General features: G+C 46.0%; 29 protein-coding genes and 1 riboswitch. Of the genes, 11 read left to right on the top strand and 18 right to left on the bottom strand.

What is annotated here, in order from left to right; all coding sequences use genetic code 11:
* Positions 1–2: 2 nt before the first annotated feature.
* The 3 genes from hisS to ACLWNV_RS06505 form a co-directional block, all read right to left on the bottom strand.
* Positions 3–1,319: a histidine--tRNA ligase gene (hisS, locus tag ACLWNV_RS06515; RefSeq protein WP_413587122.1), complete on the bottom strand. Its 1,317-nt coding sequence runs from the start codon at positions 1,317–1,319 to the stop codon at positions 3–5.
* 102 nt (positions 1,320–1,421) lie between these two features.
* Positions 1,422–1,967 carry an SRPBCC family protein gene (locus ACLWNV_RS06510; RefSeq protein ID WP_413587121.1) on the bottom strand — a complete coding sequence of 182 codons (546 nt, stop codon included), beginning with the start codon at positions 1,965–1,967 and terminating at the stop codon, positions 1,422–1,424.
* A 312-nt stretch (positions 1,968–2,279) separates the two neighbouring features.
* Positions 2,280–3,245: an HNH endonuclease gene (locus tag ACLWNV_RS06505; RefSeq protein ID WP_413587624.1), complete on the bottom strand. Its 966-nt coding sequence runs from the start codon at positions 3,243–3,245 to the stop codon at positions 2,280–2,282.
* Positions 3,246–3,870: 625 nt separating this feature from the next.
* On the opposite strand from ACLWNV_RS06505, the gene ACLWNV_RS06500 reads away from it, so the two are divergent.
* Positions 3,871–4,665 (top strand): alpha/beta fold hydrolase, encoded by a 795-nt coding sequence (locus tag ACLWNV_RS06500; RefSeq protein WP_413587120.1) that lies wholly within the window; start codon positions 3,871–3,873, stop codon positions 4,663–4,665.
* 104 nt (positions 4,666–4,769) lie between these two features.
* Here the strand turns inward: ACLWNV_RS06500 and ACLWNV_RS06495 are convergent, their stop codons facing one another.
* Positions 4,770–5,027 carry a hypothetical protein gene (locus ACLWNV_RS06495; RefSeq protein ID WP_413587119.1) on the bottom strand — a complete coding sequence of 86 codons (258 nt, stop codon included), beginning with the start codon at positions 5,025–5,027 and terminating at the stop codon, positions 4,770–4,772.
* Between the two features lie 325 nt (positions 5,028–5,352).
* Here ACLWNV_RS06495 and ACLWNV_RS06490 point away from each other — a divergent pair, with 325 nt between their 5' ends.
* Positions 5,353–6,762 carry a YiiX/YebB-like N1pC/P60 family cysteine hydrolase gene (locus ACLWNV_RS06490; RefSeq protein WP_413587118.1) on the top strand — a complete coding sequence of 470 codons (1,410 nt, stop codon included), beginning with the start codon at positions 5,353–5,355 and terminating at the stop codon, positions 6,760–6,762.
* 56 nt (positions 6,763–6,818) lie between these two features.
* Here the strand turns inward: ACLWNV_RS06490 and ACLWNV_RS06485 are convergent, their stop codons facing one another.
* Complete coding sequence (locus tag ACLWNV_RS06485) at positions 6,819–7,604, bottom strand: murein L,D-transpeptidase catalytic domain family protein (protein WP_413587117.1); 786 nt, start codon at positions 7,602–7,604, stop codon at positions 6,819–6,821.
* Positions 7,605–7,910: 306 nt separating this feature from the next.
* Here ACLWNV_RS06485 and ACLWNV_RS06480 point away from each other — a divergent pair, with 306 nt between their 5' ends.
* Complete coding sequence (locus ACLWNV_RS06480; protein ID WP_413587116.1) at positions 7,911–10,469, top strand: DUF3656 domain-containing U32 family peptidase; 2,559 nt, start codon at positions 7,911–7,913, stop codon at positions 10,467–10,469.
* A 23-nt stretch (positions 10,470–10,492) separates the two neighbouring features.
* Here ACLWNV_RS06480 and ACLWNV_RS06475 read toward each other — a convergent pair whose 3' ends face one another.
* The 3 genes from ACLWNV_RS06475 to msrB all read right to left on the bottom strand — a co-directional run bounded on the left by ACLWNV_RS06475 (position 10,493) and on the right by msrB (position 11,836).
* Positions 10,493–10,774: a chorismate mutase gene (locus tag ACLWNV_RS06475; RefSeq protein ID WP_413587115.1), complete on the bottom strand. Its 282-nt coding sequence runs from the start codon at positions 10,772–10,774 to the stop codon at positions 10,493–10,495.
* 10 nt (positions 10,775–10,784) lie between these two features.
* Positions 10,785–11,237, bottom strand: coding sequence for a hypothetical protein (locus ACLWNV_RS06470; RefSeq protein WP_413587114.1), 453 nt, complete (start codon positions 11,235–11,237; stop codon positions 10,785–10,787).
* 65 nt (positions 11,238–11,302) lie between these two features.
* Complete coding sequence (msrB, locus tag ACLWNV_RS06465; RefSeq protein WP_413587113.1) at positions 11,303–11,836, bottom strand: peptide-methionine (R)-S-oxide reductase MsrB; 534 nt, start codon at positions 11,834–11,836, stop codon at positions 11,303–11,305.
* A 131-nt stretch (positions 11,837–11,967) separates the two neighbouring features.
* Between msrB and ACLWNV_RS06460 the strand changes: the two genes are divergently transcribed.
* The 5 genes from ACLWNV_RS06460 (at position 11,968) to ACLWNV_RS06440 (ending at position 15,028) form a co-directional block, all read left to right on the top strand.
* A complete protein-coding gene (locus tag ACLWNV_RS06460) occupies positions 11,968–12,495 on the top strand; it encodes a hypothetical protein (protein WP_413587112.1) in 528 nt (175 codons plus the stop codon).
* A gap of 130 nt (positions 12,496–12,625) precedes the next feature.
* The gene (locus ACLWNV_RS06455; RefSeq protein ID WP_413587110.1) at positions 12,626–13,105 is read left to right on the top strand and encodes a VOC family protein; all 480 of its coding nucleotides are present in this window, start codon (positions 12,626–12,628) and stop codon (positions 13,103–13,105) included.
* Positions 13,106–13,261: 156 nt separating this feature from the next.
* Complete coding sequence (locus ACLWNV_RS06450) at positions 13,262–13,654, top strand: hypothetical protein (RefSeq protein WP_413587109.1); 393 nt, start codon at positions 13,262–13,264, stop codon at positions 13,652–13,654.
* Between the two features lie 113 nt (positions 13,655–13,767).
* Positions 13,768–14,448, top strand: a complete 681-nt coding sequence (locus tag ACLWNV_RS06445; RefSeq protein ID WP_413587108.1) for a glycerophosphodiester phosphodiesterase — start codon at positions 13,768–13,770, stop codon at positions 14,446–14,448.
* A gap of 148 nt (positions 14,449–14,596) precedes the next feature.
* Positions 14,597–15,028, top strand: coding sequence for a hypothetical protein (locus tag ACLWNV_RS06440; RefSeq protein WP_413587107.1), 432 nt, complete (start codon positions 14,597–14,599; stop codon positions 15,026–15,028).
* Between the two features lie 63 nt (positions 15,029–15,091).
* Here ACLWNV_RS06440 and ACLWNV_RS06435 read toward each other — a convergent pair whose 3' ends face one another.
* From ACLWNV_RS06435 to ACLWNV_RS06410, 6 genes are all read right to left on the bottom strand, one after another.
* Positions 15,092–15,568: a hypothetical protein gene (locus ACLWNV_RS06435; protein WP_413587106.1), complete on the bottom strand. Its 477-nt coding sequence runs from the start codon at positions 15,566–15,568 to the stop codon at positions 15,092–15,094.
* Between the two features lie 188 nt (positions 15,569–15,756).
* Complete coding sequence (locus ACLWNV_RS06430; RefSeq protein WP_413587105.1) at positions 15,757–16,260, bottom strand: hypothetical protein; 504 nt, start codon at positions 16,258–16,260, stop codon at positions 15,757–15,759.
* Positions 16,257–17,006 carry a ParA family protein gene (locus tag ACLWNV_RS06425; RefSeq protein ID WP_413587104.1) on the bottom strand — a complete coding sequence of 250 codons (750 nt, stop codon included), beginning with the start codon at positions 17,004–17,006 and terminating at the stop codon, positions 16,257–16,259. Before ACLWNV_RS06425 ends, ACLWNV_RS06430 begins: the two co-directional genes overlap by 4 nt.
* Positions 17,007–17,134: 128 nt before the next feature.
* Entirely contained in the window at positions 17,135–17,680 is a 546-nt protein-coding gene (locus tag ACLWNV_RS06420) for a 3'-5' exonuclease (RefSeq protein ID WP_413587103.1), read from the bottom strand.
* Between the two features lie 56 nt (positions 17,681–17,736).
* Positions 17,737–18,813 carry a hypothetical protein gene (locus ACLWNV_RS06415; RefSeq protein WP_413587102.1) on the bottom strand — a complete coding sequence of 359 codons (1,077 nt, stop codon included), beginning with the start codon at positions 18,811–18,813 and terminating at the stop codon, positions 17,737–17,739.
* A gap of 89 nt (positions 18,814–18,902) precedes the next feature.
* The gene (locus tag ACLWNV_RS06410; RefSeq protein WP_413587101.1) at positions 18,903–20,120 is read right to left on the bottom strand and encodes a class I SAM-dependent rRNA methyltransferase; all 1,218 of its coding nucleotides are present in this window, start codon (positions 20,118–20,120) and stop codon (positions 18,903–18,905) included.
* A gap of 177 nt (positions 20,121–20,297) precedes the next feature.
* Between ACLWNV_RS06410 and ACLWNV_RS06405 the strand changes: the two genes are divergently transcribed.
* Positions 20,298–21,554, top strand: a complete 1,257-nt coding sequence (locus ACLWNV_RS06405) for a JmjC domain-containing protein (protein WP_413587100.1) — start codon at positions 20,298–20,300, stop codon at positions 21,552–21,554.
* Here ACLWNV_RS06405 and ACLWNV_RS06400 read toward each other — a convergent pair.
* Positions 21,503–22,504, bottom strand: a complete 1,002-nt coding sequence (locus ACLWNV_RS06400; RefSeq protein WP_413587099.1) for an EamA family transporter — start codon at positions 22,502–22,504, stop codon at positions 21,503–21,505. The two genes, ACLWNV_RS06405 and ACLWNV_RS06400, sit on opposite strands and share 52 nt — an antisense overlap.
* Before the next feature lie 29 nt (positions 22,505–22,533).
* Positions 22,534–22,631, bottom strand: a riboswitch (purine riboswitch).
* A 209-nt stretch (positions 22,632–22,840) separates the two neighbouring features.
* On the opposite strand from ACLWNV_RS06400, the gene ACLWNV_RS06395 reads away from it, so the two are divergent.
* A complete protein-coding gene (locus tag ACLWNV_RS06395) occupies positions 22,841–23,578 on the top strand; it encodes a hypothetical protein (RefSeq protein WP_413587098.1) in 738 nt (245 codons plus the stop codon).
* A gap of 148 nt (positions 23,579–23,726) precedes the next feature.
* Positions 23,727–24,209 (top strand): hypothetical protein, encoded by a 483-nt coding sequence (locus ACLWNV_RS06390; RefSeq protein ID WP_413587097.1) that lies wholly within the window; start codon positions 23,727–23,729, stop codon positions 24,207–24,209.
* A gap of 16 nt (positions 24,210–24,225) precedes the next feature.
* On the opposite strand, the gene ACLWNV_RS06385 is transcribed toward ACLWNV_RS06390, so the two are convergent.
* From ACLWNV_RS06385 to ACLWNV_RS06375, 3 genes are all read right to left on the bottom strand, one after another.
* Positions 24,226–24,528, bottom strand: coding sequence for a hypothetical protein (locus ACLWNV_RS06385; RefSeq protein WP_413587096.1), 303 nt, complete (start codon positions 24,526–24,528; stop codon positions 24,226–24,228).
* Between the two features lie 18 nt (positions 24,529–24,546).
* Entirely contained in the window at positions 24,547–25,191 is a 645-nt protein-coding gene (locus ACLWNV_RS06380) for a hypothetical protein (protein ID WP_413587095.1), read from the bottom strand.
* A 118-nt stretch (positions 25,192–25,309) separates the two neighbouring features.
* Positions 25,310–25,747 carry a hypothetical protein gene (locus ACLWNV_RS06375; protein WP_413587094.1) on the bottom strand — a complete coding sequence of 146 codons (438 nt, stop codon included), beginning with the start codon at positions 25,745–25,747 and terminating at the stop codon, positions 25,310–25,312.
* Positions 25,748–25,865: the final 118 nt, after the last annotated feature.

Genomic DNA, 25,865 nt, shown 5'->3' with positions numbered 1-25,865 from the left:
CTCTAACGATTGATCTGCTTCAACAAGTGATCTGCCAGGGAATCCATGGAAACAGATTCCTCTGTGCGTTCAGCCATGGATTTCACTTTCACAGTGCGTGCGGCGAATTCATCACTGCCGATAATAACAGTAAATGGAATTTTTCTGTCATCTGCATACTTGAATTGATTCTTAAGTTTTGCAGCATCCGGATAAACATCCACGCGAAGACCTTTTTCACGCAACTCGGTTGCAAGCTTCATCAAAGGAGCGCGCAATTCCTGGCTGAAAAGTGGCAGGAATACCTGTGGTGTGGAGTTCGAAATTTTTAGTGCTTCTGCTTTTTCCTGAATTAGCAGGAACAGTCGTTCAAAACCAATGCTACCGCCAAAGGCTGGGACTTCTTCACCACCGAATACTTCAAGCAGTCGGTTGTAACGTCCGCCTCCGCCTAAGGAGCCCGAAAGTTCAGGGTGTCTTAGCTCAAAAATCGTTCCCGTGTAGTAATCCTGTCCGCGCACCAGGGATGGATTGAAAATCACTTTCGTACCTGGAGCGGATTCTTTTAGGACTGCCAACAGAGCTTCCATGGATTCTGCGGACTCGCTGTGAACGGTTTTAAGTTTTTCCAGTGATGTTCCATCAAGTACCTGGCGGATGCCTTCTGGTACTCGGCCAAATTTTGCAGTTAGTTCTTCTTCAACGCCGGAGCGTTCGACTTTGTCCAACTTATCCAGTGTAACCAGGGCTTCCATCCACTGCTCGTCAGAAAGATCTGCGTCTTTTAAGGCAGCAAGCAATCTGCGATCGTTAAGGTGAAGTTCGACATTTTCGACTTGTAAAGTAGCAAACACTTTTAGAAGTGCCGTCATACAGTCAGCTTCAGCCCCGATTTCGCGAGAACCAAGCACATCCACGTCACACTGATAGAATTCGCGGTAGCGTCCTTTTTGCGGGCTGTCTGCGCGCCAAACCGGGCCTACCTGAAAAACTTTGAAGGGTTTTGGAAGTTGTTGTTTAAAGCGCGAGTAGTAACGCGCCAAGGGCAACGTTAAGTCGAAACGCATCCCCATATCGGCCAGGTTGCCCTCGCCTTTTTCCAGGGAGCGAGTCAGGGATTCGCCGCGCTTAAGTACTTTGAAAATCAGCTTTTCATTTCCAGCGCCGCCACCTTTTCCTTCAAGCGTTGCGAGATTTTCCATAAAAGGCATCGCGATAGCCTGAAAACCATGACTTTGATATGTCCCGGAAATTTTTTCGATCAGAAAGCTGCGAACCGCAGATTCTTCAGGGGTAAAATCACGAAAGCCAGAGGGTGGTAGTACGGAAATTTTGCTCATCCAATAGTTCTAACGAACTTGCCCCATCTCGGCAACTCCCGAGCCCACCACACGCAGCGTTAGAGGGGCGTAGCTTCATAGCTTCCCCCTCTCTCGAGTTATTTAATGGCTGTAACCTCTTAAGTATTTCTCAAGTTTATCAAAGGATTCACTCCAGCCTTGGATGCAGTCCTGCTGAAACTTCGCCGGGACCCCTTGGTGGGAAAGTCTGAAGCGGCTGCGCTTGCCACCCAAGTCGTCGAACTCGAAGGTGATGTAGGCCATTTCTGACCAGTCCCCGGGCATTCCGGCTTCGTCAGGTGTTATGGCGTTACCCTCTTTATCAGCGAATTGATCTGTCATCACGATGCGCTTGTTCTCGACGATTTCCTCATAGCGACCAGTCATACCGCCGGCAATTCCTGTATCGGTTCCACCGCCATCCATGCTGATAAAAAATTCCCCGCCCTCGCGGAAATCAACATCCGCTTCGTCAGCAAAAAATTCCTGCGGCCACCACCACTCTTTGAGTGAATCCGAATCCGAGAAAGCCGCAAAAAGCTGACTGACCGGCACATCAAATTCCCGTTCGATAACCAACAACGGAGCCTGCGGCGTGGACTCTTTATGGATCTGCCTTCTATTCCCTTTTTCCTGCGATGTCTGCATAAGAACTCCCGGTTTTGAGTAGTAGCATCATTGCCATTTTAATAAAGTTCCCCCAAATTTTCGCAGCTTCACAAACCGCAAGACACCCCTTTCAATCTGAATCGCATAATTACAAACCACACAGACGTTAGGCCCAAATTTCCGCTTCCATAAGTTGGGGCCACCACTGCAGTTGTCAAATGATGGTCCCACAGCGCTAGCAGCTATTCTCCCTGGCTAACTGAACTTGGCGATAAATACAAGAATCACAAGAGAAATCGCTCCCAATCCAAAATGCCCAACTCACCAGCCTCGGCTCTTTTGAAGGATAACTTAGGACAATAATCGTAATCCCGACTCGGTTCTGTACTTCATCTTATTATGACCAGCACACAGTAACTGCAGATTCTCCGGCTGATGATTACCACCGGCCCAATAACTTTGCTTGTGATCCACCTGAAGTTGCCAAGTACTATGACAGCGTTTCCCCGTTTTAGGATCCACGTACTGACAACATTTTTGTCCAGTACGAATTTGCTTAGCGACTGTCAACGAAGGCCTTCGCGATATAGCTCTCGCCGCCACCGTGGCGGTACTTGCCGAATGCGCAATAGACGGTTCTCTAACGGTCCTATTATCCACTCGTCTCTTAATATTTTCTTGTGACTTCGCAGGATTTTGCCCAGCCTTCTGCTTGATCACTTTTTCAGAGAGATATTCCAAAAACTGTACAAGATCTCGTGTCGGAACAGCGTGCGAAAGCAGTTCCTGTGCGTGCTGAATCTTGGCATGCAATTCTTTAGACAAGGTCAATTCAACGCGAACGCTTTCATCAGCCTGAATCGTTTGATGTGAAGTTTGCAGAACCGGCAGATCAAAGAAGGCCGCTATCTGCTGCTGCGATTGCGCATGGTTTTTATTCTGAAGACCGTTAATCGCTTCCAACTTTTGCTGAGCGGTCACTTTCAAAGATTGAGCCTTATAAACCTCTCGAGAAGCTTTTTGCACCAGCGAAATCTGGTTAAGCTTAATTTCACCACTTTGAATTTTCGTTGCCACCTCAGGAATTTCACGAATCAATCGAGCCGCATCAATCCGGCGCTGAGCACTTCCTTCGGAATATCCCACGCCCTGAACCAGGTAATCAAACAAGCTGCCATAACCCATTTCCAAGAATCCCCGTCGAGCGTCGATCTCTTTAATTGTCAGCAGCACCTCATGCAAAAGATGGCGCTCTTGCTGAGCCAAGGATTTCATTCTTTGATCCAATTCTGTTTGATTCATTTTTCTAAGATTCATCACAACCCACTCCTTGAAAGTGGCATCACCATAACACACGTTTTTCGGCGCTGATTTTTCAGTCAGACCTAATGCAAAACAAATCCCTTCCTTGAGCTCATTAGAGACCGAATGAGAAGAGATAAAATGAAAAACGCTTTTTGCAAATTCTAACGCCGGATCAATCAATGGCGCTCTTTTGGAGAAGGCGTTATTATCGTCAACAAGAATTTTAAATATTAAAAAAGAATAAGCACTTTCAAGAATATGCTAATGAGCCAATTGTGGTTTTGGGATTGAAGGAAGTTGAGCGTAGCAATATATCACTCACAGCCCCGATGGCGGTAGTTTACCAGATCACAGATTTGCGTCAGGACATCAACTTTATTCTTTCCTTCAATTATTAGGGCATTTCATTTGACGACAAGTTGTATGGATCTCTCAGAACATTCACTGCCACTGCGGCAGTGGTTCAAATATCGATAAGTTCTTTACGGTTCCGTTGCTATTCATCTTCTCGTTAATTATTGAAAATGTGCGGATTACCCCGCCCCTACTTCCCACCATCAATATCACCGCCACGGTGGCGGTGAAGGATGGATTGTATGTGCTGGACTCGGGCATTGCGGTGGATTAGAGTTTTGCTATGGCTGTAACTGATGTTGCTGATATTCGAATTGATTTGCCGGAGGGGTTTCTGTTTGCTCGGCGGTGGACTCCGGATACAATCAAATCGGACGAACCTTTGATCTTGATTCATGATAGCCTGGGGTCGGTGGAGCAATGGCGGGCGTTTCCTGAAAGACTTGCAGAAGTTCTGACGAGGCCGGTGATGGCTTATGATCGATTGGGATTTGGGCAATCGTCAGCGCGATCGAAACTGCCGTCGATCCATTTCATTGAGGAGGAAGCGACACATTATTTCCCGCATATTTATCAAGCACTGGGACTCAATAATTTCAGTTTGTTCGGGCACAGCGTGGGTGGAGCCATGGCTCTTAACATCGCAGCCCAGTATCCCAACCAATGTAAAGCTGTCGTGACTGAATCAGCCCAAGCTTTTGTGGAAGACCGCACCCGAGATGGCATTCAAAAGGCCAAGATCAGTTTTGAAAACGAAGAGCACTTGGCCAAGCTTCGCAAATGGCACAGTGAAAAAGCAGAATGGGTGTTAAAAGCCTGGACCGATGTGTGGTTGTCTAAAGAGTTTTCGAATTGGCAGCTAAAGCCTGCGCTGGGTAAGGTCGCCTCCCCGACACTGATTATTCACGGTGAGAATGATGAGTTTGGTTCGCAGGCCTTTCCCAATTTAATCGAGAGCAATGTAAAAGGCCCGGCAGCGAAAAAGTATCTCTCCGAAATTGGTCACGTGCCCCACCGCGAGAACCCGGAGCTTATTCTGAAATTAGTGTCTCACTTCTTTGCAAAGTTTCAGATTTAAAAAACAAAAAGCCGAAGGATAACTTCGGCTTTTTATTTAAAATTCAAAATAATAATCTAAAGCTTCATTACGAACAAAGCCCAAACCATATAACGCCCTCGGGGCTATTTACAAACCGCTCTATAGATCACAGTTTTGTTAAAAATTAGCGCATCAGTTTCACAGGTTTTTTGATTTGAACTACAGTCCGCTTCAACCACGATTTCACCAGAAGAAGCCTCGCGGACCACCTTATTGGCATCACACCAGCTAAGTTGCTGATAAGAATCTGCAGCCGTGTATAAACCTGATGAACGGTCATAGTAACCCGCAGCCATCGCAGAACTTGAAACCAACATAAGAGCAGCAATAATCATTTTCATAAGTATTTTCCTATATAAAGTAAGTAAACATTTATCAACCTTGGCAGGAGTTGCAATTGGTGTGCGCACCATTACCTCAACTTAACGCCTCCACGGGCCAAACTTATGGCTAAAGTTTTGACAGCGGACCAAAAAAGGCCGGTACCAATGTAGCAACTATTAACCGCCACGGTGGCGGCAGAATGCGTGATTGCAGATCTCTGACTCGAAGAATAACCATATGTGTTCTTGCCCTCAGGCGTTTAAGCTCCAAAGCGGTAAACTGCAAACATACATAATGGCTGCCACGGTAAATCCCCTTACCTTAAATAGACCGAGGCTAATTATGATCACACTCATTTTTGCATTTTTCAGCACCATCGCATTTGCCAGTCCGGTGTTAATGACAGGGTTAGAGCAAGTAAACAAAGACCTTAACAATCCCCAGGTTTTCAATGCTCAAACGTGTCCTGAGTACATTAACAAAGTCACAGACTTCCTGTTCGCCCAGCCCGCAAATCATTTCATCCCACAAAGCCCCGAGGACATTCAAAGTTTTAAAGAGCAAGGCATCGAGATGGTCCAAGGTGTCTTTATGGTCCGGGCCAAACTCAATCACTTGCTGCAAAAATTTAGCAGTGAAAAAAGTCTGACTGACGCCTGCATATTAAAAATGCGCGAAGGCATGCAGTATGCCAGATTCACCGAAGAATACCTGATCGACTGGCTGGTACAAAACAAAGTTGTTACTTTTAAAGAATCCCCCATCCTAGCAGGAGAGTCGCCCTTTCTTTTACGAAACACGAAGTTCGCAGCCGTCAATATTCAGCCGGGAGATGTATTGTTGATTCGTGGAAAGAGCTATGTCTCAGCGATGATTGCCCGGATCGGCGACGAAGAAGGAAACTTCTCGCACATGGCGATCGTGGCTGAAAATGATAAGGGTGAGCTCTTTATAGTCGAATCGTTAATCCAATATGGGGTCGTCACGACTCCCCTGGAAAAATGGCGCCAAACCCCTGATGCAAGCGTGGCCTTGTATCGACAAAACGACATCAGCCTTGCGCATAAAGCGGCTCACTATGCCTACACCTGGAGCCAGAAACCCGCAGAGTATGATTTTGAAATGGATGATGCGAAATACGACAAAGTTTTTTGCGCTGAAGTCGTAAAGCTTGCCTATGACAAGGCCTCTGACGGTAAAGTCATCCTGCCCGCTTATCGAAGCCACGTCAGTAAATTTAAAGGCGGCGCGTACCCCAAATCCCTGGGAGTCATGAGCGACAGTCTCTTTGCGCCCTACGATATCGAAGTCGATCCCCGCTTTGATCTGGTGGCGGAGTGGAAGTATTTCCCGCTCTTACGCCAGGTACGCATGCAGGATTCGGTCTTTCAAAGTATCTATGCCTGGATGCCCGCGCTGAATTATAAATTTTATTCCAACTGGTGGATTACAACCCAAGCCTACGTCGGCAAAGGCATTCGCTATTTAGGTTTTATGAGCGACGAATTCCCCACCTACATGCCCATTCAGACCATGGAGTCGGTATTACAGTTCGAAACTGTTTCCAAGGCGCTGGAAGCAAACCTGGAAGAAAAAGAAAGCCAGTACTACACCGCTCACGGCTACCTGCCTTCGTTCATGGATATGATGAGAATCAACGACGAGTACCGCAGGGCCGACTGCCAGCTTTTTCAGGATGGAAAATCCTCGCAGTTTCACGATATCTTTCGCGGTGATAGCTGTAACCAATAAAAAAGCCGGAACCCAAGGCCCCGGCTTCAAAAAAAATACTGCTGGATCGAAAGCGACTACTTCACAGAGTAGATCAAGCTTCCGCCTTTAAGCATAGTGATCACCTTTGTTTTCAAAGATGAAGCCACCGCCGGGCAACCCCAGCTACGACCTTGAATGACGTTGCTTTCTTTAACATAGGAAGCACCATGAACCACGATCGCACGACCGCGTGCTCTTGAATTCGTGGAAGACATACCATCCAAACGCAAAGATAGACCATTGCTGCCGTTGTATGTACTGCCTGTCAGGAAGTAACCAAGGGAGCTTGCCTTAGAGCCGGATACGTTGCTGAACTTTTCTGCATAACCATCATGGTTTGCATCAGAACCTTTACCGTGAGCTACGCGAATGCTCCAAACTTTACCTGTGTTCATATCGATGATGTGAAAACGGGCTTTTCTGGAACTTTGCTTGTAATCAATCACGGAAACATAGCGTTTGTTTTTGATTTTAGATTTATTGTTTTCGAAGTAAACCAACGCATTACCAAGAGCCGTTGTTGGAACAACGCGATTCGGATCCACGTAGTCATACTTAGCCAGAATGCTTGCACGGCTGTATGTTGAAAAATCAGAAGCCTGGTCAACAGTATCTTCGATCATGTTTTCCGGAGCTTCATTCTCACTTACGCCTGCAGAGTCAAAAGCTTGCTCGTCAGTAGTATCATCAGCCAGGGTTTGAGTTGTTGTTTCGTCTGTCAGTGCTTCGGTATTTAGGTCAGCACTTCCGCCTTGGCCACAGGCTGCTAGTGTCAAGAAGGCCGTTGCGGCAAAAAAATTCACCAGGTTTCTTTTAGTCATTATTCCTCCATGAAATTTGACTTGTGTGTTCTTCGACAAATACTAGCGAAGCATTTTTACACGTTGGCAATTTTCATGAAGAAACGGAAAAATTTAGGACCAATAGGCCGGGTCCTTTTAGAGAAACCCTTAGGTATCCCCCAACCTCGGTCAGTGAATAAACTCCTGTTTCAGATGCAAATAAACAGGGCACTCGGATTCAAGACGGCGGAGCCCCTTAAAGTTTGATGAATTTTTTACCAGTTTCCCCCCGGGTAAGGCCCCTTTCCTCTTGCGGAAAAGGCCGCAAACTGGCTTATTACAGGCATGCAAAATCAGACACTAAAACGCCCCGAATTACTCCTTCCTGTCGGCACAAAAGACATGGCCTTGGCCGCCATTCATAACGGCGCCGATGCTATTTTTATGGGCGTACCGGGCTTCAACGCCCGCGGTCGAAGTCATGATTTTCAAATCGAAGAAGTCAAAGACATCATCGATACCTGCCACCTTCATGGCGTGAAGGTGAATCTCGCGTTTAATATTTTAATTTTTCAAAATGAATTTGTTGGAGCCGTCGAGGTTCTTAAAAAAATTCTTCCGCTAAAACCTGATGCGTTCATCGTTCAGGATTTGGGTTTGGTGCGCTTGATTCGCCACATGGCTCCTGAACAACGCATCCACGCGTCCACACAAATGAGTGTGACCAATGCGGAAGCCATCACGTGGCTGGATGACTTGGGCATTCAGCGCTTCGTTCTGGCACGTGAAAACTCCATCAAGGAAATTCACGCAATCAAACAAAACACCACGAAAGAAATCGAAGTTTTCGTTCACGGCGCTTTGTGTGTGAGCTACTCCGGTCAGTGCTTTACCTCTGAAAGCATCGGCGGTCGCTCTGCCAATCGCGGCCAATGTGCGCAAAGCTGCCGTTTTAATTATGAAATGCACGTGGACGGAGAAAAACGCGACTTGGGTGGTAAGTCCTTCCTGGTTTCTCCGCAAGACTTGTGCGGAATCAACGAAGTACCAAGCTTGCTTGATGCGGGAGTTGACTGCTTTAAAATTGAAGGTCGTTTAAAAACTCCTGAGTATGTGGCAACCGCTGCTCGCAGTTTTGATGAGGCGATCAATGCCGCTCAAGACAATCAGGCATTGGCAAATCCGATTCTTTTGAAAAAACAGATGGCCACGGCTTTTTCCCGCGGCTTCTATAGCGGCTGGTTCCACGGTGTAAATCATCAGGAACTGGTTGAAGGCACGTTCAGTGCGCATCGCGGGTTTGAGTTCGGTAAAGTCGTTCGTGTGAATGGCAATGCTCTTGAAGTCGAGATTACTGAAGACAAAGCTCAACAAGGTCTAAAAACTGACTTCATTCAGGCCGGTGATGGGATCCTTTGGGTTTTCAAAGACCGTAACGATCAGAACGCGGAAAAAGGCGGATTCGTTTTTGCGGTGAAGTCCCTTTCTGCCCGTCGCTTTGCTTTGGAGTTTTCAAGAGACATCGCGATGAGCGAGCAATATGTAGGCGCTCGCGTATTCTACAATCACGATAAAGATTTAAAGAAAGATGTAGCTCTTAGCGTAGAAGACAAGCAGCGCAAAAAACGCCTGCCTGTGAACATTCGCGCTGAAGCTTCCCTGGGTAAACCGTTGACCGTGACATACACTGACGGCAAGTACACGGTTTCTGCCACTTCAGAAAATATCTGTGAGCCCGCTAAAAACAAAGGGCTCAACTCCCTGGATTTGCGCGAGGAGCTTTTTGCACTTATGGGAAGTCCATTCCGCGGCGAAGGGTTTGAGTGCGAACTTGATTCCACGACTCCCCTATTCCTGCCAAACAAACAGGTTAAAGAACTTCGCCAAAAATTGGTGAAGGAGCTGACTGACCTGCGCATTCAAAATGGCGCGACTCCGGAAATTGCTCCGCAAGAGCAAATCATCGAGTGGATTGGCAGTCACAAAATCGCAACCGGCAAAACCCAAGGTTTGAAATTCAATCTACTGCTTCGTGATAAGTTCCAGGTTGAGGACGTTGTTCAAGCGGTAAATACTGGCGAACTAAATTCAGCTGATTTGAATCTGGTGATTCTGGATTTTGAATTCGGTTTGGATTTTGAACCAAGCTTGAAAGTGCTAAGAGCCGTTAACGTCAAAGTCGGCGTTGCAACGACCCGTATCTTAAAACCAAACGAACACCGCAACGTAAAACATCTGTTGAACATGAATCCAGACGCTATTCTGGCAAGAAATCTGGGTGCGGTTCAGTATCTGCAAAGCAACAACTACCAAGGTCAAATCCTTGGCGACTTTAGCTTAAACGTCACCAACCATCTGACAGCGCAATACCTGTTGGATAAGGGCCTGGAAAGCGTTTGCCTGGGTTATGACCTGAATAACCTGCAAGTGAGCGAGTTGATCCAAGCTGGTCAGTCTGATCGCTTTGAGGTCACTGCTTACCAATACATGCCAAGCTTTCATATGGAGCACTGTGTGTTCGCGGCCTTCTTATCAAAGGGCTCCAGTTTCAAAGACTGTGGCAAGCCTTGCGAAAAGCATGATGTTAAACTGAAAGACCAATTCGGCAACTGGCACCAGATTAAACCGGATCAGGAATGCCGTAATACCATGTATAACGGAACATCCCAGTCCGCTGCTCGCTATGTTAAGGAATGGGCATCACACGGCTTGGGTTACATCCGTTATGAAGCTTTAAAAGAGCGTGGCAGTGAATTGATCACAAAGATTCAGGCTCATCTGGATTTCATCAATGACAAAAAAGATCTAAATGCTTTGATCAAAGAATTGGGCAACGTGGAAAGCTATGGCTTATCCGAGGCTCACTTCCAGAGAGAAAAAGAATACCAAAGCCGTAAAAAATAAGGCTGCATTCCCGCAGCCTTATTTCATTTGAATTTTGATTTCAGATACTTTTCATACTCACGCAGGACCGAGTTCATTACGCCACGAAGCAACTCATCAAAGGCCGGATCCTGCCCTTCCTTGCCTCCCAAACGCACAAAGTCTTTTAGGATTTGCTCTTCCCGTTCGGCATTAAAGAAGGGCTGTCCCTCGCGCTGTTTGATGGTCCATACATCCATCGTCAAATCGCGACGGCGCTCCAGCAATGCGTGCATTTCTTTATGGACCTGATCGATCTCATGGCGAAGGCTGGCGATTGTTTTCATAAATATTCACCTAATTCTTTTCATCAATATACTTGAAGTATGCGCGGCATAGCGAGTTGTCTTCTTTGATGCGGTTATAGCGCAGAACCTTGTCCATGCGGCGAGCCTTACAGCGATTCACCATCGGTCCTATTAAGGCGCCGGGGCGCTCTTTTAAAATCGGCTCGGCCTCTTCACGACAAATCTTATCAGCGGAGTTCCAGGCCGTCTCACACACTTCCGTAGTCAGGTTGTAACAAAGTCCTTGGGGGCTGGAGGCGCCACAGGGCTTTTTCGCAAGACCCTGTTCAATTTCGCGCTCGACCACATAGGTGTTCATCATATGAATCATGAACAACACAACACACAGCGAGCCCGTACCGATTTCCCAATAAATTGAAATCCCCGCCAAGCGCGCCAAAGGGCGAAAATAAATCAGCAAAGCGCCAATGATCAAAACTATAAGATAAATGATATCCGACATATTATTAGGATACCGATTTTCTTCTTTTTGGATAGCACAAAAAAGATTTCAGGGCCAGGCGAGCCCTACTTCACCTGTTTGTTTTTGGGCTTATACTTGGGAAATAGAGAAAGGTATCGGCCATAGCCTTTAGCTTCCATTTCTTCGACGGGAATAAAGCGCAGAGCTGCTGAATTGATACAATATCTCTTGCCACCCTTATCCTTGGGGCCATCATCAAACAAGTGTCCTAAATGGGAGTCGGCACCTTTAGAACGCAATTCCGTTCGCTCCACCGACAACTCATGATCCGGTCTGGTGACAACGGCATTTTCATCAATGGCCTTGGTAAAGCTGGGCCACCCTGTGCCGGAGTCATACTTGTCAGTTGAGCTGAATAGAGGCTCCCCACTGACGATATCAACGTAGATGCCTTCTTTTTTATTATTCCAATAGGCGTTGTCGAAAGGTTTCTCGGTCCTGGAGTTCTGGGTGCACTGATACTGCATCGGGGTTAGATTTTTCTTTAACTCTGCATCGGAGGGCTTTTTATATTGAGCTTCCTTGGCGAAAGCACTTCCGAAAATCAAAAGTCCAATGACAACTATCCCAGCCTTCATCACTTGCCCCCTGTTTAAGAACGACCCAAGAATATCAGAATGCGACAATACTGTCGTCGTGTTTTCTAAGGGTAAGTCCAGTCATTGCGACGTTTGGTTAAGTTCAATTGAGCAGTACCGATCTGTCTAATATGAAAACCACCTTGAGTCTGTTGTTCTGTGGATTGTTCCTTAGTGGAAATGCGTTTGCTTCTGAAAGCGGCTTCCGCGCTGATTTACTTGCCACTTTGCAGATCTATGCCAAGCAAAATAACCTGGGTTTGGATAAACCTACCGATAACTTTATGGGGTTCTCCATCACGCCCCATGATTCTGGAAATTCGGTGACTGTTTATCATGCTGACTCACCTGTGGATGTGATTATCAACGATTATGTTTGCAGCGAATCCGGCTGTGAACTTGTTGCGCGCAATCCCCGCTGTTTTTACTACACGCCGGGCGGCTCTCATTCAGCATTAGCTATCTATAATCAGGCTATTCTGCTGTCAGAAAAATCACGCGAGTGGAAAATTCATCAGTTGAAGTTTTGGCAACTGGGCGAGCTGGTATACGGTCGTATTTCTGATATCACGACCGCAAATAACGAGCTCTATGTGTGCCGGCAATATGCCAAAAGCATGGACTGCGAAAGCGTCAGCGAATTGCCCGACGAGCCATAAGATTCCACATCATACATCTGTTACCATACATTTTACGCCCAGTGACCAATTGAAATAGTCACTGTCCAAATCCCTGCGATCGAAATAAACTTTCTTTGTGTTCAATAAATTCAATTCAAGGAGATAGCCCATGACTGATCTTGTAACCTGCGTTTGGTTTGACCACGGCGAAGCCAGCAAAGCCGCAAAATTCTATGCTTCCACTTTCCCAAACAGCACCGTCGGAAAAATAAATAAAGCCCCAGGTGATTTTCCGGGTGGCAAAGAAGGCGTTGAGTTGACGGTTGAGTTCACTGTATTTGGTCGCAAGTTTGTAGGATTGAACGGCGGTCCCATTTTTAAACCCAACGAATCCGTAAGCTTCATGATTATCACCGAAAATCAGGAAGAAACAGACAAGTACTGGAATGCCATCGTCGGCAACGGCGGAGCCGAAAGCGACTGCGGCTGGTGTAAGGATCGCTGGGGATTCTCATGGCAAATCACCCCTAAGGTATTATTGGACTATTCCACGCACGCAGATCCAAAAATCGCCAAGAAAGCTTTTGATTCCATGATGACAATGAAGAAAATCGATATCGCCACCCTTGAGGCAGCGGTTCGTAAATAAAAATCCGTTCGCCCATGTTCGCAATAGGAGGGAAGGTATATTTCTTACTTTCCCTCTTAAATTTGGGCAGGAAAAACTTTCAAATGCCTCTTCAGGTAGTTCTTGAAAATACACTGACCTGATAAAGTCTCCTCCATAAAAACAAACGGAGGATCCATGAAACATCTAAAGCTGATTCCAGTTTTTGTTCTTGCCTGCAGCGTTCTATCTTTTTCTGCAGCCCAAGCCGCCATCACCTGCAGCAACTCCCCTAACGATTACGTGACTGTCGATACAAACGAGGAATTCGTAACTATTAAAACTCCCAAAGAGACGCGAGTTCTGACTGTTCTTGGCACTGACACAAATTCTCATGATGTCGATAACGGAGTTTTCGGTCCGCAGATTATGGAAAAATGGCATACATATTTTGTTTTCGAAGAGGATGAAAGCATTCAACTGATCTTCGACGATTACGTTGCTACCAACAAATTCGTTGCTTATATCGCAACAACGGACGGTAAAAACAAAGTGCTGCATACTTATAAAACCTGCACACATACCAAATAGGATTCAATCCTGAGGTATCCCCAAGAAAACCGAAGCCCTGGCTTCGGTTTTTTTATTTTACCGCTATCCGCCAGCAGTTGGCAGAAGCCGTTCCAGTCCCTATCATCGACTCCATGAAACTTATGGGTCACCGTGGAGCCCGCGACCGGGCTCCTGAAAATACGATGCGTTCCTTTAAAGCTTTGCTGGATTCCAAAGTGTCTGCGGTCGAATTCGATATTCACCAATGCGCCGATGGAGTTTGGGTCGTACATCATGACGACACTTTGGATCGCACCACGACTGCAACGGGCCTATTGGGCAGCAGAACCTGGGCTGAGCTTTCAAATGTGCGCACCAAGGAAGGCGATGCCCTCCCCCGGCTGGAAGATGTATTGGCTCTTTATAAAGACAACGCCATGGAGCTGCAGATAGAGGTTAAATCTCCTGGAGACTTCCAAAAACTTGGCGAGGTTTTAAAGCAGAACTTCGATATTTCCCGGATCACGGTAATCTCTTTTAATCACCAGTGGTTGTATGACTTTAAAATCAAACACTCTGATATTAAGACAACGTGTTTGCTGTTTGGACTCCCGGTTAACCCCGTGGAAATTGTCCAGGCTGCCAAGGCGGATGGAATTTCATTGAGCGTAAACTGGATTGATCGCGAACTGATTCAAAAGTGCCATGCTAAAAATCTCACTGTAACGGCGTGGAACGCTAACGACATCGGCGTTTTCAGCAAGATGAAATCCATCGGAGTAGATTGCCTGGGAACTGATATGCCGTTTACTGCAGCGACGTGGAACTTATAGTATACGCAGGCTTACCTTTACTCCCATTTTTTCACTACTGTCTTAAGTATCGTCGCTGACGACACTTCGAAAGCTTTCCTATTCTATCTAAGGCCCGGCCTTTTATTTGCAAACGCGAGTATTCATAAAGAAAACGAAGGAATACCTTATGAAAGTTATGATCTTGCTCGCCCTGTTTTTTACTTCCCATGCCGCCTTAGCCACGACTGAATGCGAAGTTGTGGAAGCACTAAAAATCGTTAAACAGATTCAGTGCGAAAAATCCGAAGGGAACGTTTACCATGAGAATGGTAAATTCGCGGGCATCAGGGGTGTTAAATGGTATCACTCCACAGGTGCCCGTGGTGGCGATCCCGTTAACAACATGTACTACCACGCAAACGATGCCTATGCCGGAAGCATCGGCGGAAACTGGTATCATCCAAATGGCGAACGCGCCTTCGCTAAGGACAAATGGTATTGGTCAAATGGAAAATATGCGGGTACAAATGGCGGTCGCTGGTATGGACCTACAGGAAAGTACATCGGAACATTCAGTAACATGACTGAAATGGAACAGCTGAAATTCGTTTTGGACTAGTCTGAAAAACAAGCGTTCAATTAAACCAAAAAAAAAAGGGGCTCATAGCCCCTTTTTTTATTATTACTTGCAGCTCTCGATGTGTTTTTCTTGAACACGTAGAGGACGCTCTTTGCGCCAGTCAGCAGCTTCGTAAGTGTACTGAAGGTAGCTCGTTGGGTATTGAGCCGTGCGAACTTCAGATTTTACACAACGACGACGAGTTGAATCTGTGTGGTCGTACTTAGTGCAAACGATAGTTTGGTAGAATGGAGATACAGAAACCGTTTGCGCAGGGATTTCTTTAGTCGTGCGACCTACACATACTCTTTTAGGGTAGTGAGAATCAGAACGATCCCAACGGATAGATTTGCAGTATTCTTTAGTGTGTTTTGGAACGAAAACACGGAAAACTTCATTTTTTTCGTCAACGCAAATTTGCTTTGCAGTAACTTTACCTTCTTGAGGTACGTATGGGTTTTCAGAACGGTTAACAAGTTGGTCACCGTAAGCGTGTGCGAACATCGGAAGGGCCAAAGCCAATGCGATCAATAGTTTCATAGGAATCTCCTGTTTTTTTGGTACACCTAACTCAGAAGATGACTCCAAACAAGAAGAATAAAATGCTGTTTATATTGTAATTCTCGCGTTTCTCAGGGAACAGCTCGGATTGGCCGTGGCTTTCAATTTAATTAAATCTGGGTGGTCAAATTTGTTGCGCAACGAGCTAAAAAACTAGTTCCATAGGCTTACAGTAAGTCATCAAAAAGCGATTTGATCTGACTTAACAGGTGCGGCTCATACAGGGGTTTAGACGCTTTGGTTTTAATCACGGGCTGTGCACTTTTGTCTTTAGCTAAAGCCTCACCACCCGTTTTCGTCGCTGCCCGTTTGGTTTTTTTGGTTTTAACAAATTCACCTGCAGCACAAGGTTCCCATTTTTCTGAAATAATATGCCCAGCGCAGATATCACGCATCACCGAAGTCTGAGTCTCCACTCCATCCAGGACGATCAAAAATCTGTATTGAATTTGATGCTGGTACTTTAACCAAACTTCCGCCGTGTATTTCACCGACTTTTTGGTTTCAAGCTTTTTCATTTCGTATCTTTGCTCAAAACCAAACTCATCCGTCAGTTCAAAGAACAAAGACTCGCCCGGTTGCAATTCTACGCGCAACAGCTCCACGTTGGTGACGACTTTATCACCAACGGGTTTCGTTGAATCTACAAAGAGTGGATTGATGGTGCTCAAGCCCACATTTCCGCAGCAAGATTAGCCAAAGCAAGTCCGGCTGGGTTTTTTGGAGAGTACTGCAACATCGGAAGATGATTGTGATGGGCCTCTTCAACCACGATGGATTCAGGGATGTAGTTATTAAATACCGGAATCGTGTAAAGCGTGCGTAGATCATTAATAACTTTTTCCACGATACGGCGATTGCGATACTTGGAAATGATGATGCCGCGAACTTCAATTTTGTGACCCAGGCCCGTGTGGATGTGTTTCAAGGTATCCAGGATCAAATCAATCCCCTTCAAAGAGAAGTACTCAGGACAGATTGGAATCACGATATCTTTAGATGCAATCAAAGCATTTACAGTCAAAAGCCCCAAGGACGGAGAACAATCAATCACCACGATGTCGTAGTTATCTTTGATTTCCGCCAAAGCTCTTTTCAAAACACTTTCACGACCGAATTTAGTCGCCAGGTGAATCTCAATACCGCTTAGCATGATTTCCGCTGGGATGACGTCGATACCGAAGGCTTCCGATTTAACGATCGCCTCACTGGCTTCAAGTTCGCCCGTCAAAACATCAAAAACCGTATTTTCAAAATCTATATCACCAAAGATCGCACGGGTTGCTGAAGACTGAGGATCCAAGTCGACCAACAAGATCTTCTTACCTTCCTTAGCCCATTGTGCTGACACATTGATTGCTGTGGTTGTTTTAGCGACGCCGCCTTTTTGATTGATGAATGAAACAACACTTCCCATGGATTCCTCCGATTGCAGATAATGCTCAATACTTTAGGCCAGTATTTTTCTATTGAGAAGCAATCAAAGTGAATTTCAGACATCACTCAAGACAAAGGTCTAGGTGATTGAAGTATTATGTCACACTTCTATGACATTAGTTTTTGATAGAGTTTAAGACCAATCCACGCATCGGTCGCTGCATACAAAAGCTGGTTGTCCGTCAGTTCAACCGCGGCCCAATTTGTCGTCTTCGGTCCCTTGGTGATCGTGGCCTGCAAAACTTCTTCTGTCATGCTCTTAAGCCCAAAGTTTTTAAGGTTCTTGGTTTTGGCCAAAGTCTGCAGTTCGATAAAATTCTGCGGAGTGAAGGGAAAGCGTTTGTGCAGTTGCTTAAGATCATCACGAATCGCCACGCCTACTTTGATAACGCTCGTGTCCTCAAAGATGTGCTGAATAAGTTCAAACCGGGTCAAATGGCGCAGGCGTACGACGTAGGCATCAGTGTCTGTCGCTAACTGTAGCAGCGACACGGGATAAACCTCGCCCTTTTTAAAGGCCGGGCGGGTTTCAGTATCAAAACCGAATTCCTTCACGGACTCCAATTGTTTCGCAACAACCTGAAGTTCATGGTCACTGTTAATCAGGTGAATTTTTCCAGGGAAAGAAAGAAGTTTGAATGTGCCATGATCCATAGAATTTGCCGCCTCTACCAGATCTTATCCAGAAAGACGGTATTTGGTCACGCTTCTCAATCCAATGGTGGTGGATTACTAATCATTTCCTGCATTGTGGCGCCGTAGCGACCGTTTGGAACAATCATCGTGGCCTTGCGCCAGTCAGGAGTGGCCAGGATAAAGCGTCCCTGCCCCACACCCGGTGCATAGCTCCAGGTCGTGTTAACCGCTTGTGCATTCGGCCAGTAGTCTGCACCCACATTTACCAGGTACTTGGCAGAGCTGCGATCATCACTGCCGCTGGCGTTATCCAATACTAATTTAGTTTCCATACTGACGAAGACAGCTCGAATATCCTCAGGAACTATCGTGGTCTGCGAGCCATAACCATGGGCGAACTGTGGGTACTTAGGCTTATACGACAAGCCCCCTGTAGATTCCGTGCGTGTGCCACTGCTGGAAGCATACGTGAAAGGATATTTCCAGGTATCCGTCGGTGGAGCCGCATTGTTTCTAATCATGCTCCACGTGCGCGTTGATTGCGACAAGACATAGATCTTTAAATTACGAAATTGAACGCGGGTATTTGTAGCCGTATTGCCCTCTGCTTCAAAAACCTGCAACCAGGAATTCAAAGTATAGCACCATTCTGGTTTGGACATCGTAAACCAATCTGGAATATCCGCTTTCGCTGGGGACTGCATGATGATCATCGGTTTGCGCTGCCACTCATACTGGATATTTGGGATTGCCGCTTCATGGGAGGTCGCCGTCTGCCCTGCAACGATACTTGCCATCGTTTGATTTACCGGCGATGGACTTGGACTCACCGTGGGACTGACCGTTGGTGAGGGAGACGGAGATGGCGAAGGTGACGGTGAAGGTGTCACTGTCGGCTTCACCGTTGGACTTGGTGTTGGCGATACAGTGGGGCTAGGACTGACTGTTGGTGAAACCGTTGGACTTGGACTGACCGTCGGAGCTGGCGTTACCCCGGGACCTGGCGGGTTTGACTGCGCACCTTCTGTGGAGGTGGACGGTATCGCGGTTTCAAACTTACCGCCGCAACCTAAAATAGGCGCCACAGCTGAAACGCAAATGATGAAACCCAATGATGCTTTAACTGTGAAGGCGCGTTTGAAATGTGTCATATACTAAAGAATAACGGATTCACTCCGTTTCAACCTTAGTACATTCTAGTGAATCTCGTCTTGAGACAAAGAGTTCGTTCCAGATGCTTTTAATCCAAGCGGAACAGGGCGAATTTCAGATAGCGAAGTTCATCCATTGCCAAGGGATAAGGATGGTCCACCGGCTGCCCACCGATATAAACCAGCGTCGCCTTCTTACGAGTGCGCGAAAACGCTTCCTGGCAGATCTCCATAAAGTCTTTGGTAGAGATATGGCTGGAGCAGGAACTTGCCGCAAACAAACCCTCTGGGTTCACAAGCTTAATGGAGTTTGAGAATACTTTCGTGTAAGCGGCCTTGGCCTGCTCCACGGATTTTTCATTAGGTGCAAAGCTTGGTGGATCTGTGATCACAATGTCGTATTTTTTCTTTTCCGTATTCAATTGCTCAAGATACGCGAAGGCATCTGTCGCGATATCGTGATGAATTGTTTTAAGACCATTGATTTCAAAATTGCGGGCCACGGCCTGAATAGCAACTTTAGCAATATCAACGCTGGTCACTTCTTTGGCGCCGCCCTTGGCTGCAAAGATAGAAAACCCACCGGTGTAGCTGAAAAGATTAAGTACGGTTTTATCCTTGGCAAAGTTTTGAATCATCTTGCGGTTGTCGCGTTGATCCAGGAAAAACCCGGTCTTTGCAGCATCACGGATGTTCGAGGCAAATAGCACACCGTTTTCCAGAAATTGAACCTCGGGCGCCAAAGTCCCGACGATGTTGACACCTTTTTCATCGGCATCGTTACGACGTTTTAGGTAAACGCATTTAATCTGGGGAAAGTCTGCTTGAAGCTTTTCAGCGATAGCCGTCGCATTCCAGGTTTTTTCCATGATCGCATGATCGTGCTTGATAACCGCCGTGTCGTTATAGATATCAATGATCAAACCTGGAAGGCCATCGCCCTCCCCGTTGATCAGGCGAAACGAGTTCGTCACCGACAAATCAAAAGTTCTGCGAATTTCAACGGCCTTGCGCCACTGACTTTCAAAGTACAGTTCCAACGTGCGCTTCATATTGTTTTTTCTGAAGATCGGTTCGTCAGCTAAAACCAGAACGCGGAAACGAAGTTGCGTGTCACCTTGCCAGATCCCCAAGGCCAATACTTCGCCTTTGTAGTTTAAAAGATGGATGCCTGACTTCAGGTTACGGCCTTCTTCAAAGCAATTTGCAAAAAGCCAGCGATGCCCCTGCTTCATGTGTTTGGTCACGTCACGCTTAAGCTCGATGGTCTGAATTGTATCTTGAAAAGTGACGGCAGCTTGGTTCATTTAAGGGGTCTCCAGAGGCTTCATTATTTATGCTAATTCCCCCGTCCTCACAAGGGGTTATAAGGGGCATCCTAAGGCGTTGATAAATTTACAAGCTCCGGGCTTTATTTGACTCGAAATGGATTCTAAAGGACTCTTCATCCATTCATTTCAATCTTATGTCCCGTTGGAGTTACCTTGGCCTTACCCGCTAAACTTGATCAAAAATTTTGGACCGGTTTTGCCAGGAATATTTGGGAAAAGAAGCCTCTGTCCCTTAAGAACGTTCAATCCAGCCTTAGTGAAATCAGCGCAGACGAAATCTTTAAACTGCTGGTTTTGTTTGCTGATCGCTGCCGCAAACTGAACGACTCCGAGGGCTTTAAATTTTACATCGATGGCTTTAAAGCCGATCCGGATGAAGTCTTACAAGTTTTGCCTGAAAAATCCGATAAATCCCTTTTGGGGTATCATGAGCGCATGAAGGCCCTGTTCCCTGATTACTGTCTGGTTTGTGATGAACTCTTACAGGTCAACCACTCCAAACAACACCTTTTGACGGAGTTCACCGATCAGCTTTATCAGCACGTGGGTTTTCCAAATCGTTTCTCTGAAATGGGTCTTTACCTTGGAAACTACCGCAAAACTCCATTTGGGGTTCACGTGGATTCCTGCGGTGTCTTCAGTTTTCCGGTGGTGGGTAAGAAAGAATTCCGCCTATGGAGCCCTGAATACGTTAAGAAGAATCCCTCGCTGGATCGCGCTTTCAGTTACGAAAAGCACAAAAAGCACTCGCAACTTTTAGAGGCAGGCCCCGGGGACATCACCTATTGGCCTTCTTCGGCGTGGCATATTGCTGAATCCGATGGCTCCTTCAGTGCGACCTGGAGCTTAGGTGTGTGGGTTGATAAATCCCATCAGGAAATCTTTAGCGACAACCTTAAAAACTTTTTATCTGAAAAAGTCGTTGCTACAAAGTCTACAGGAACAACAGCGTATAAATACCGTCATAGCAAACTTGGCGAAGTCATTGAGCTTCCCAAGGCTTATCAGGATTCGATCGCACTTCTACAAAAGCTTACGACAGCAGAACTGCAGGAAGCTTTTTTAAGCTCATGGATGAAACACATTTCATCGCAGGGATTTAAAACCGTTCCGACCGGCACTGTTAAAATTTCACCAAAATCGCGATTAAGTTTGCGCAACCCAAAAGCCCCGATTTTGTGGCAGCAAAGTGCAACCGCAAAAAATAAAATTCATTTAAGCTTCGGCGGCATTTTAGTGAATGGAGTTAAAAACGGCGGATTGCATAAGCTGGTTTTGGCTTTGAACTCTGGTGAATCCGCTGTGGTGGGTTCTTATTTGAAATCTTCTGCCGCAGCGAAAAAGGACCTTCAGGCCCTTCAATTGCTAGCAGACGCGGGAGCTTTTTCCCGCGGCGAAGCCATTTTATAGTTTAGCAAAACAATTGCGCTTATGATGATCAAAGCACCCAGCCACTGGGTGCCCACCACCGTTTCATTTAAAACCAAATACGATATCGTCATCGCAAAAGGCAACTCCACGGCGGAAACGATGCTACCCAAACCGACGCCCACGATGGGGAAGCCCTTGTTCAGCATAATGGGTGGAATGACAGTTCCAAAAACGGCGATCACCAAACCATAATTCAGAAAAATAGAAAAATTAAAAGCCTGGTTGCGAGTGAACTCTTCACTTACCCAATGCACATCAAAATAATACGGTCCCACTTGGGTCAGAAAACCAAATATCCCCACCATCAAACAAGCCCCGTAAAGCATAATTTGGCTGCGCTTGATGGGGTGCAGGTGAGCCGCGACACTTTGAGTGGACGCCAGTGCCCAGCTAAAAGACATTGCCGCAAACACCGCAAGCACCACTCCCCGCATATCCAGTTTGTGAGAAGCTCCGAAGAGATTGGTTGCCATCAGCGTCCCGAATAAAATCATCACAACAGCCAAAACTTTTTCTATACCAGGAGCGCGTCTGTTACGCACGGACTCGACCACGATTCCCATCCATACGGATTGCATCAATAGAACCACGGCGACCGAGGCATCAATATATTTCACGGACAGGTAGTAGAAAACACCAGTCAACCCCACTGGAAAACCTGCAACCACCAATTGGCGAATATCGTGAGAAGTCACCTTTTCAGAACTTTTATTAAACAAACTATTTAGGATCGTCAAAATAACGGCGCCCCAGATTACCTGGGACACGGTCACTTCAGCGGTCGTGTAACCATGTTTGTAAGCGAGTTTAACAAACGTCGAAAGCATGCCGTAACTGGAAGAACCCAGCGCAACAAATAGAACGCCGGAAAGCAGATTATTAAATCGAGAGTTCGCTTGAATTTCGAGAGCACCGGATTGACTGATCATAACTACCACTGACTTAAAATTTTTAAATGTCAGTTAATAATCATTCCGATAGTCAACTTTTTGAGGAAGTTGGTAGAGACATTCAACCAGATCTTGAATTTATAAAGGATGTATTAACAACACCGAAAGTAGCAGCTGCCAGCGGCTTTTTCAATTCGGTTTCGCAATAGCGATTTTTCCTCAGAATGTTCTTTAATTTCTATGTCTAAGGTTCACTCAAAGTACCCTATTTGTGCGCAATAATTGCCTCAAGGGTCACCTATCCACCCTGTACCCCGAGTACCTTGGATTTGATAAGCCCCCTTAATGGCATGGTCCTAGCACTTTCAGACATCAATGAAATCATGGTTTGTGGGACTGCTATTATTGATCTGTGCTCAATCGGGCCCGGCTGCGGCTGCGCCTATTGACGTGGTCTTTGATATTGATTGGACCACCTTCTATACGGTCGATCCCAAAAACCAGAATCAAATGGATGAAAAAGCCATTGCCGTCGGCGATAAAGTCTATCGTCCCACTGATCATTTGGGCGAGATGCTGGAAAAGCTTTTGCAAATTCCCGATGTGCGCATCAGTTTTTTTAGCGGTGGTGATCGCGCAAGAAACGAGTCGCTACTGAGTGCTTTTAAATTACCTTCAGGCCGCTCGGCTTTGGATATTTCCTACAAAGTATTATCGAAAGAGAACTTACTAACTGTATCTGACGACGCGTCCCTCGGGTTTGCGGATCGCCATAAGAAAAAACTTGATGGTGTTCTTCCTGGCGCTCACAAAGATCGTACAATTCTGATAGATGACCAGGTGAAGTTTGCGGTAGCCCCTTGGAAGGCGGTGGATTCCATGGGACACTTGGAATTTCAAATCGCTTTTGATCAGAAAATGGCAGGCAAAACAGAATATCCTGTCACCGCTGAAGAACTGCGGGCTGAAAGAGACAAAGCCCTTATGTGGCTGGCACTTATCGAGGAAGCCCTTCAAAAATCCAAACAGTATCGTACCCCCTTCAGTCAGGAAATGACTGCAGTTTGGGCTCAGAAGGCTCACCTCGCGCTCTGCAAAAATGTCTTTAATTGAGATGTTCAGCTCGTCGAAGTTATGGCCAAAGTTAATTAACTGACACCCCCTTATCAAGATGAGTCGTTAATGAAAGCCACATTCTAATTGGCTCCGCTTACTAAGGAATGCAAATTGCATTTCTTTTTCAGTAACAAAGGGGACGTCAATGAACATGCGATCCATCGTTGGACTTGGTTTCTTCACCCTACTGGTTTTAAGTTTTCAAAACTGCAGCCCGGTTAATATGTCACAGGTTGAAATGTCGAAGGCTTCACTGGCAGCCAGCGCAACTGATAGTGATTCAATCAGTGACTCCCCATCACAAGAGCCGATTCCGAATTCAGAAGGATTGGTTGAGTGTGAGATTAATCATCCAAATGCCAAAGTCACACTGATGGAAAGTCTGATGCCGGGTTCGAACGCACAGTCTTCCCGCATCTGTATGTCTAAGCATGCTTGTCTTGAGTTAATTAACGAATATGCCGTTCAAAGGGATTGTACTTTGAATCCGGGTGCTGCGACCTCGCCTTCTTCAAATGGTATTCAATGCACGAAAATATTCCCAGGCAGCAAAGGCACCTGCCACAATGCACAGGTGCTTAGCGATTCCCAGGTCGAAGGCCTATTGGTAGTACTTGGAAGCAAATAGCGCGAATCTGATCGCGCTAGTTTTTCTCGCAGGAAATTCTTGAACTTTTACAGAATGAAATAACAGTTTGGTCCTGGCATTTTGCGATAGCTTCCTGCCGGGCTTCGTCTTCACTTTTACCAATCGCATAGACACGCTTGCCGTTGGCGCCTACCATCGTGCAGGTATAAGTTCCCACAAGTTTTGGCGTTCCACCTGAATAATCCACCTGCAACGTTCCTTTGTTGTCAGGTTTATTGGGATCAACGACTTTCATTCCGGCACAACCACTCAGAATTAATAACGTCATTGGCAGCAAATAGACACATGCTTTTTTCATAGTTCTTCCTGTCCTGTTTTATTTGGAAAATATTGGAATGCCGTCAAACATCAAACCCAAAAGAACATAGGAACCTGACAGGTCCATGGATTTAACGTTGTTGTTAATTGTACCAGATGAAGTCATGTCATCCAGCTTGTTACTCTCGTACCCGCCCTCTACGAATAAAAAGAACTTCTTATAACCGACGGCCACAGAAGCGCCTGCAGCAGCCCAGGGGCTGACTTCTTTTTCCAGTTTTCCGTCTTGAGCGGCGGACTTAATCGTGTAAGTGGATTTGTTTGCCCCGATTCCCGCAAATAAATCGAATCGGACGACATCAGATTTAACCAGTGGCACACGGGCCACACCCATCAAACCATCCTGGCTTAGCGTCGCTTTATAATCGTTGGCAGAAGAACTTGCATCCTGACTGATCAAATGATGAGAGTATCGCAAGCCCAATTGCAGATATTCAAAAGTGGGAAAAGTGATCTCGATACCGAACTGATTATTCAAATCGACGTTTTTAATTCCCTGAGCCGTGAGTTCCGTATTTAACTCCGTCGGATTTACCTGAGCTGACCCCAAAAACAAACGTCCCTGACCCAAACCTAAATCAGCTGCAAAAGCTGAAGAGCTCGTAAGCAATAAAAGCAGCGATATTCGATATACAATTGACACTTCTTCCCTCCTTAGAAGTCCTAATTATATGACTGAGGGAAGAAGATTAACAAGACAGTATGACCAAAGGCGCGCCCAATGGTTCATCTTGGGATAGATACCTAGTTAAGACTTTGATTTAAGCAGCAGAAGAAGTGCCTTCCGGTGGTTTGGTCAACTCCCCGCGAGCTTTATTAACTCTATATGCCATGTAAAGAGGTTTCATGAACAAAAACCAAAAGACGACCTGAGTACCAGCGTTTGCACCAGTCGCGATCATTTGCACTTTTGCCAGAGTCCAGAAAACAATGGCAGAAATAATGGCCCATTTCTTTCCTTCATAGATAAACCAGGAAAGGCCCACGAATATTGCGGCATCAATAAAGGAAAAGCTCTGTAAAACACCGAAGTAAGCAGCGATGGCTGTTAAAGTTCCGCAGCCCACAAATATTCCCGCAGAAACTTTATGCGATGACTTGGAAAAAGGAAGAGTATCGTAATTTTCAACCTGATGCTTCAACTCTTCTGGATCAATTTTCCAAAACGTAAAAGGATTCTTGCTGGCAGCTTTAGACACTTCTGACTCCGATGCTAGTCCCTACTTATCGGCTAATGCTCATCAATACATAAATTACATATTATTTATACGTTGTGAGCCAGAAGGACCGAGAGAGTTAACAAATAGTTTTTCCAAT

Origin of the sequence: Bdellovibrio sp. HCB274 (assembly GCF_047306075.1) — a bacterium.
In the GTDB taxonomy this organism is placed as follows: Bacteria; Bdellovibrionota; Bdellovibrionia; order Bdellovibrionales; family Bdellovibrionaceae; genus Bdellovibrio.
This window is presented reverse-complemented; position numbering and strand designations above follow the sequence as displayed.